Source organism: Oceanibaculum pacificum, assembly GCF_001618175.1.
In the GTDB taxonomy this organism is placed as follows: domain Bacteria; phylum Pseudomonadota; class Alphaproteobacteria; order Oceanibaculales; family Oceanibaculaceae; genus Oceanibaculum; species Oceanibaculum pacificum.
In genome coordinates this window covers 1-6,401 of sequence record NZ_LPXN01000070.1, presented here as the reverse complement: position 1 = coordinate 6,401, position 6,401 = coordinate 1, and the positions used below count along the sequence as shown (strand labels likewise).

Annotated in this window: 6 protein-coding genes; 1 reads left to right on the top strand and 5 read right to left on the bottom strand. The window is 63.8% G+C overall.

Annotated elements, in window-relative coordinates; translation table 11 throughout:
• Positions 1–201: 201 nt before the first annotated feature.
• Genes AUP43_RS05290 through AUP43_RS05270 form a run of 5 tightly spaced genes read right to left on the bottom strand, consistent with a single transcriptional unit; the run spans position 202 to position 5,002 of the window.
• Complete coding sequence (locus tag AUP43_RS05290; protein WP_067553513.1) at positions 202–654, bottom strand: MaoC/PaaZ C-terminal domain-containing protein; 453 nt, start codon at positions 652–654, stop codon at positions 202–204.
• 14 nt (positions 655–668) lie between these two features.
• Positions 669–1,817, bottom strand: coding sequence for an ABC transporter ATP-binding protein (locus AUP43_RS05285; protein WP_067553511.1), 1,149 nt, complete (start codon positions 1,815–1,817; stop codon positions 669–671).
• A gap of 37 nt (positions 1,818–1,854) precedes the next feature.
• A complete protein-coding gene (locus AUP43_RS05280; protein ID WP_067553510.1) occupies positions 1,855–2,715 on the bottom strand; it encodes a carbohydrate ABC transporter permease in 861 nt (286 codons plus the stop codon).
• Positions 2,712–3,686 (bottom strand): carbohydrate ABC transporter permease, encoded by a 975-nt coding sequence (locus AUP43_RS05275; RefSeq protein WP_067553509.1) that lies wholly within the window; start codon positions 3,684–3,686, stop codon positions 2,712–2,714. The genes AUP43_RS05280 and AUP43_RS05275 overlap by 4 nt, the downstream gene beginning before the upstream one ends.
• A gap of 5 nt (positions 3,687–3,691) precedes the next feature.
• On the bottom strand, positions 3,692–5,002 hold the full coding sequence (locus AUP43_RS05270; RefSeq protein ID WP_084462580.1) for an ABC transporter substrate-binding protein: 1,311 nt from the start codon (positions 5,000–5,002) through the stop codon (positions 3,692–3,694).
• 332 nt (positions 5,003–5,334) lie between these two features.
• Between AUP43_RS05270 and AUP43_RS05265 the strand changes: the two genes are divergently transcribed.
• Positions 5,335–6,363: a LacI family DNA-binding transcriptional regulator gene (locus AUP43_RS05265; RefSeq protein WP_067553508.1), complete on the top strand. Its 1,029-nt coding sequence runs from the start codon at positions 5,335–5,337 to the stop codon at positions 6,361–6,363.
• The last annotated feature ends 38 nt before the right edge of the window (positions 6,364–6,401 follow it).

Genomic DNA, 6,401 nt, shown 5'->3' with positions numbered 1-6,401 from the left:
CCCCCCTTGCGGGGGAGGGTCAGGGAGGGGGGTGGCGGCTATCCGTGACGCGGAAAGAAAAGTGCTCCCCTCGGCCGGAACGAGAGAATCGGCTGAGGGGAGCAAGACTCCATGGCTTCTCCCGCGCGCATAATGAGACAGAACCGCAGGCATTGATCTGACCTCACGCGCGGGCAGCACGCATGGAAAGCAAAGAGGGACTCACTCGGCCGCCTTGGCGTCGTTGGCGACCCATTTCAGGATATGGCTGCCGACCGTGACCAGCTCGCCCTTCTGGTTGGTGATCTCGATCTGCGAGGCCGACCGCCGCTTCTCGGCATCCACCGAGGCGATCTTGTAGACCACCGTGATGGTGTCGCCGATGAATACCGGGGCCAAGAAGCGGATCTTGTCATAGCCCAGCGAGACCGCCGTTTCCGGCCCGCCGGTGCTGCCCGCCAGGTCGATCATCATGGTCGAGGCGGTGGACATGAAGCCCACCATCAGCGCGCCATGGGCGATGCGCTTGCCGTAGCTCGACTTGCGCATGAACTCCTCATTCACATGATTGCCCGACAGATCGCCAGTGATGCCGGCAAACAGATAGACGTCGCTCTCCCCCACGGTCTTGGAGAAGCGCACCTCGTCGCCGGGCTTCACATAGAAATCGCTCATGATCCGCTCCGCTGTCAGGAAACGTGACGCAACGGTGCCGCGGCGCCGCCGCTGCCCGCCGACCACAGCACCGCGCCATTGTCGCCGGCGGCGAACAGATGCACGCGGTCGATGGCGATGGAGAAGCGCCCGGCCTCACCGCCGCGCAAATGCAGATCGGGGTCGACGCCGGCCGCCATCACCGAATGGTCGCCGATCTTGACCTCGACAAGCTGCTGCGCGCCCAGCTGCTCGGTCAGCACGATGGTGCCATCCAGGCGGATGACATGGTCGCCGCTCTCCTCGCCCAGCACCAGATGCTCGGGCCGCATGCCCATCACCACGCTCTGGCCGACCTGGCCGGCCAGGGCGGAGGCCATCGCCTCGGGCATCGCGATATCGGGGCCGAAGCCGCTGAGCACCAGCCCGCCCGCCTTGCCCTGCGCCACCGTGACCGGCACGAAATTCATCGCCGGCGAGCCCAGGAAGCCGGCGACGAACCGGTTCGCCGGGGTACGGTAAAGCTGCAACGGCGTGCCGATCTGCTGCACCAGCCCGTCCTTCATGACGACGATGCGGTCGCCCAGCGTCATCGCCTCCACCTGGTCGTGGGTGACGTAGATGGTGGTGGTCTTCAGGCGCTGATGCAGCTCCTTGATCTCGGTGCGCATCTGCACGCGCAGCTTGGCGTCCAGGTTCGACAAAGGCTCGTCGAACAGGAACACGGCCGGGTTGCGCACGATGCAGCGACCCAGCGCCACGCGCTGCTGCTGGCCGCCCGACAGCTGTTTGGGCTTGCGCCCCATCAGCGGCTGGATGCTGAGGATGGTGGCGGCGCGGTCGATCTCCTTGCGGATCGTCTCCTCCGGCACCTTCCGGTTGCGCAGCCCGAAGGCCAGATTGTCGTAGACGGTCATGTGCTGGTACAGCGCGTAGTTCTGGAACACCATCGCGATGTCGCGGTCGCGCGGCGGCAGGTCGTTGACCACCCGGCCGCCGATCTCGATGGTGCCGCCGCTGATCTCCTCCAGCCCGGCGACCATGCGCAGGGTGGTGGATTTGCCGCAGCCCGACGGGCCGACCAGCACGACGAATTCCTCGTCATTCACGGTAAGGTCGACATCGTGCACGGCGTGGACAGTGCCGTAGCGCTTGTTGACCTGGGTAAGTTTCACTTCAGCCATGTTGCGGTATCCGCTTAATCGGTGTTTGCAAGGCGCGTCAGACCTTCAGGCCGCGCACGACGTATTTCTGTCCGAAGATGGCGACGATCAGCGCCGGCACCATCGCCATCACGGCGGTGGCGCTCATCAGGTTCCACTCGGTCCCCAGCTCGCTGACGAACTGCGCCATCACCACGGTGATCATCGGCGTGTTGTGGCTAGTCAGGATCAGGGCGAACAGGAACTCGTTCCAGGTCCACAGCCAGCACAGGATGCTCAAGGCCGCGATGCCCGGCAGCGCCGAGGGCAGCGCCACGCGCACGAAAGCGCCCCAGCGGGTGCAGCCGTCGATCAGCGCCGCCGATTCCATCGACGGGTCGATGCCGTCGAAGAACCCCTTCATCAGCCAGGAGAAGAAGCAGATATGCACCGCGATATGCGGCAGCAGCAGGCCGAGATAGGTGTCGAAGATGCCCCACCACTGGGTCACGAAATACAGCGGCAGCACCCAGGTGATGTAGGGGATGGTGCGGAAGATGTAGATCGTGCCGAACCAGGCGTTCGCCAGCTTGCCGGTGAAGCGCGACAGCATGTAGCCGCTGGTCACCGTGACGGCGAGCGAGAAGAAGGTCGACAGGGTGGCGATGACGAAGCTGTTGATGAAGGCATTCACCACCACCCCCTGCTCCAGCACCTCGGCATAGTTGCTCAGCGTGAATTCCAGCCCGCGATGAACGTAATAGACGCCCCAGGCCGGCCGCAGCGAGGTCAGCACCAGCCAGAACACCGGGAACGCGAAGAGCAGCAGCACGCCCAGCACGCACAGAAACAGGAAGGCCCGTTTGCCCCCCGGCGCCAGCGCGTCCAGGAAGCTGCCCTTGCGCGGCGGCGTATAGCCGGTATCGGTGGCGGCGCTCATCGCGACACCTCCATGAAACGGTTGAGGGTTTTATACAGCGCCCAGCCGAGCGCGCCGATGATGACCGCGCCGACGATGGCGGCGGCCGTGCCGCGCGCGAAATTCAGATACACGAAGGCCTCGGTATAGGCGTAGATGCTGAACACCTCGGTCTGCCGCGCCGGGCCGCCGCCGGTGATGACCCACACCTGGTCGAAGGTGCGGAAACAATCGATCGAGCGGATGACGATGCACACCGCCATGATCGGCCGCATCATCGGCAGCGTCACATGGGTGAAGACGCGCCACTTGCTGGCGGCGTCGATGGCGGCCGCCTCATACGGCTCCTTCGGCAGGCTGCGCAGGCCGGCCAGCAGCAGGATGGTGAACCAGGGGGTCCACAGCCAGACATCGGCGAACACGATGATGGCGAAGCTGGGCCAGCGATTCGACAGCCAGGCGATGGAGCCGAAACCCAGGGCGTCCATCACTGCCGCGACCACGCCGAACTGGTCGTTGAAAATCCAGCGCATCATCATCGAGGCGATCACCGGCGCCACCATCAGCGGCAGCAGGATCACCGTCTGCACCAGGGCGTGCCCGATGAAATGGCGGTTCAGCAGATGCGCCAGCGCCAGCCCCAGGCACAGGCCGATGCTGACCGAGCAGAACATCAGCAGCAGCGTGTTGGGCAGCACCAGATACAGGAAATTGGGATCGGTGAGGATGTACAGGTAATGCTGCAACCCCACCCAGGTGCGCTGCGGATCGTACAGCGACCAGTCGCGAAAGCTCGCATTGGCGCCGATCAGGATCGGCACGATCTGGAACAGGATAAGCATGATGCCGGACGGCGCCAGCAACAGCAGGCTGAAGCGGGTTTTCTCGTCCAGCTTCCACCAGCCTGAGGCAAGGCCGGCAGACTTCGCCGACGGTCCCCCCGGGGCGGCGTGCCCCGGGGTTCCCGCGGCGGATCGATGATCCGTCGCCATGTCGTTTACTGGCCTGAGTTTGCGGCTTTGTGGATGAGGTCCATACCGGCTTCGAGAGCCTTCGGAATATCCTCGCGCTTACCCTTCAAGGCCCCGATCATGGTGTCGGAATAAGCCTTGTGGACCGCCGGCCAGGCCGGGAAGTAATAGGCCGAATGCGTGCCGACATTCTGGTCGAACACCGCATGCTTCAGCATGGCGAAGTCCTTGCTCTCCTTCTCCAGGCGCGCCCAGGCGTCCAGGCTCGGCGGCGGGCCACCGGTCTCGTTCCACATCTTCACCTGGCCATCGATGTCGTTCAGCATCGCGCCAAGCATCTCCTTGGCCAGCTTCTGACGATCTTCCGGCACGCCCTTCGGGATGCCCCAGCCCCAGATTTCGTTCCAGGCGAAGGGCTTCTCGCCGCGCGGTCCCTTGGGCTGCGGCGCCATGGCGACATTGCCGGCGATCCGCGACTTCTTCGGATTGTTGAAATCGCCGAAATGCACGGAATCGATCAGCGTGAAGGCCGCATCGCCCGCCATGAAGATGGCGTTGGCTTCGTCGCGGGTATAAGCGGTCATCGATTCGGGGCTGATTTTCCACTTATTCATCGCGTCCCACCAGAACTCCACATACTCCTTGGTGCAGGGTTCGGTCAGGGCGGGCTTCCAGCCGGCTTCCGCCAGCTTCTTGTTGTCGCGCTCCCACAGGGGCATGAAGATGTCGCACTTGTTGCCCCACATGGTCCACCAGAGCGAGAACCAGGTGGAATTCATGGCCATGCCGCCGACATAGCCCCACTTCACCTTGCCTTCCTTCTGCAGGCGCTGGCCGATATCGACCATTTCCTGCCAGGTGGTCGGCACTTCCTCCGGCTTCACCAGGTCGGTGCGGTAGAAGAAGGTGCCCACGGTATGGGCGGCCGGCACCACGGTCAGCTTGCCGTCCTCGCGATAGAAGGCGTCGAGCGGCGACTTCGCCACCCGGTCGATCCCCTTCACATCGTCGGTGGTGGCCATCCACTTCGCCCAGAGCTGGCCCCAATCGTCATTGTGCCAGATCACGTCGAACTGGTCGTTGCCGGACGTCAGCGTGGCCGTGACCTTCTCCTGGAAGATCGAATAGGCCATCGGGATGCGCACCAGCTTCACCCCGTTCTTCTTGGCCCAAGTGTCCATCATGTCGACACTGGCTTCCAAGATGACGTTCTTCATATAGCCGACCTTCAGCACCTTCTCCTGTGCCTGGGCAGGCGACACGAGCGATACGGCGGCTACCGCGCAACTAACTGTCAGGTAAGTCAGGGCGCGCCTCAGCGCGTTCCTTTTCAACATTCGGTTCCTCCCTACGGCCTTTAATGATCCCGTCTCGCGTGGTTCTACGCCGACGCGACCGTACACATTCCAACCGCCTCTTCGGGCGGTTTGTGCCTCTCCCGCCCCAGCCTGAAATTGCTTCTCAAGCTGTAAGCGCTTACAGATCAGCGTAGGGTATCGCCTCCGAAAGTGTCAAGGAAGCATAGTAGAAAATCGTCATTTACGATGCGCGTATACTATGCTGCATTGCACGAAAAACGGCGGCACCGCACAAGACGGTCGCGCGCGTGATGTCGATCTTGTAGATTAAATCGCGACCGCGACTGGAAAAGAAAGCGCTTACTCGATCTATGGTGCAACTCAGCGACGTCGCCAAGCGGGCCGGGGTTTCGACCGCCTCGGTTTCCCGCGTGCTCAACCATCCCCAGAAGGTCAGCGCGCGCATCCGCGAGCAGGTGACGCTGGCGATGGAGGAACTGGGCTATGTGCGCGACGGGGCCGCCCGGGCGCTCGCCTCGCGCCGTTCCTATTCCATTGGCTCCGTGGTGCCGACCATCGGCATCGGCATCTTCGCCTCGGGCGTGGAGCGATTGCAGCAGCGCCTGCAGGAATATGGCTACCAGCTGCTGATCGCCACCACCCAGTACGATTCCTCGAAGGAAATGGAGGCGGTGCGCTCGCTGATCGAGCGCGGCGTCGACGGCATCCAGCTTGTCGGCCAGGAGCACGATCCGCAGATTTACCGGCTGCTGACGGCGCGCGGCATCCCCTATGTGAACGCCTACCAGTACGATGCCGATAACGAGCATCCCTGCATCGGCTTCAACAACCAGCGCAGCGCCTGGGCGCTGATGCGCCATTTGCTGGAGCTGGGGCATCGCGAGGTCGGCATTATCACCAGCCCGACGCGGCTGAACGACCGCATTTCCGCCCGCCTGAAGGGCATGCTGGCCTGCCTGAAATCCTACGGGATCGAGCAGCCGGAAAGCCGCATCGTCGAGGTGCCGCACCGCATCGCCGACGGGCGCAGCGGCACGCGGGCGCTGATGCAGCGCCACCCGGAGCTGACCGCGATCTGCGGCACCGCCGACGCGCTCGCCATCGGCGCGCTGTTCGAGCTGCACGCGATGGGGCTGAAAGTGCCGAGGGATATTTCCGTCGCCGGCTATGACGATCTGGAGATCGTGCGCCATCTCGACCCGACGCTGACCACCGTGCATGTCCCGGTCGAACAGATCGGCCAGCGCGTCGCCGACTATCTGCTGGGCCGCATCGAAGGCCGCTCCATGCCGATGAAGACCGAGCTGGAAGCCAATCTGGTCCTGCGCGATTCCACCGCCCGCCCCCGCGCGACGACGGCAACCGCCGCGGCGGGGTGAGCGGTGGGGGGCTCCCCTCACCCAGCTTTCGCTAGGCT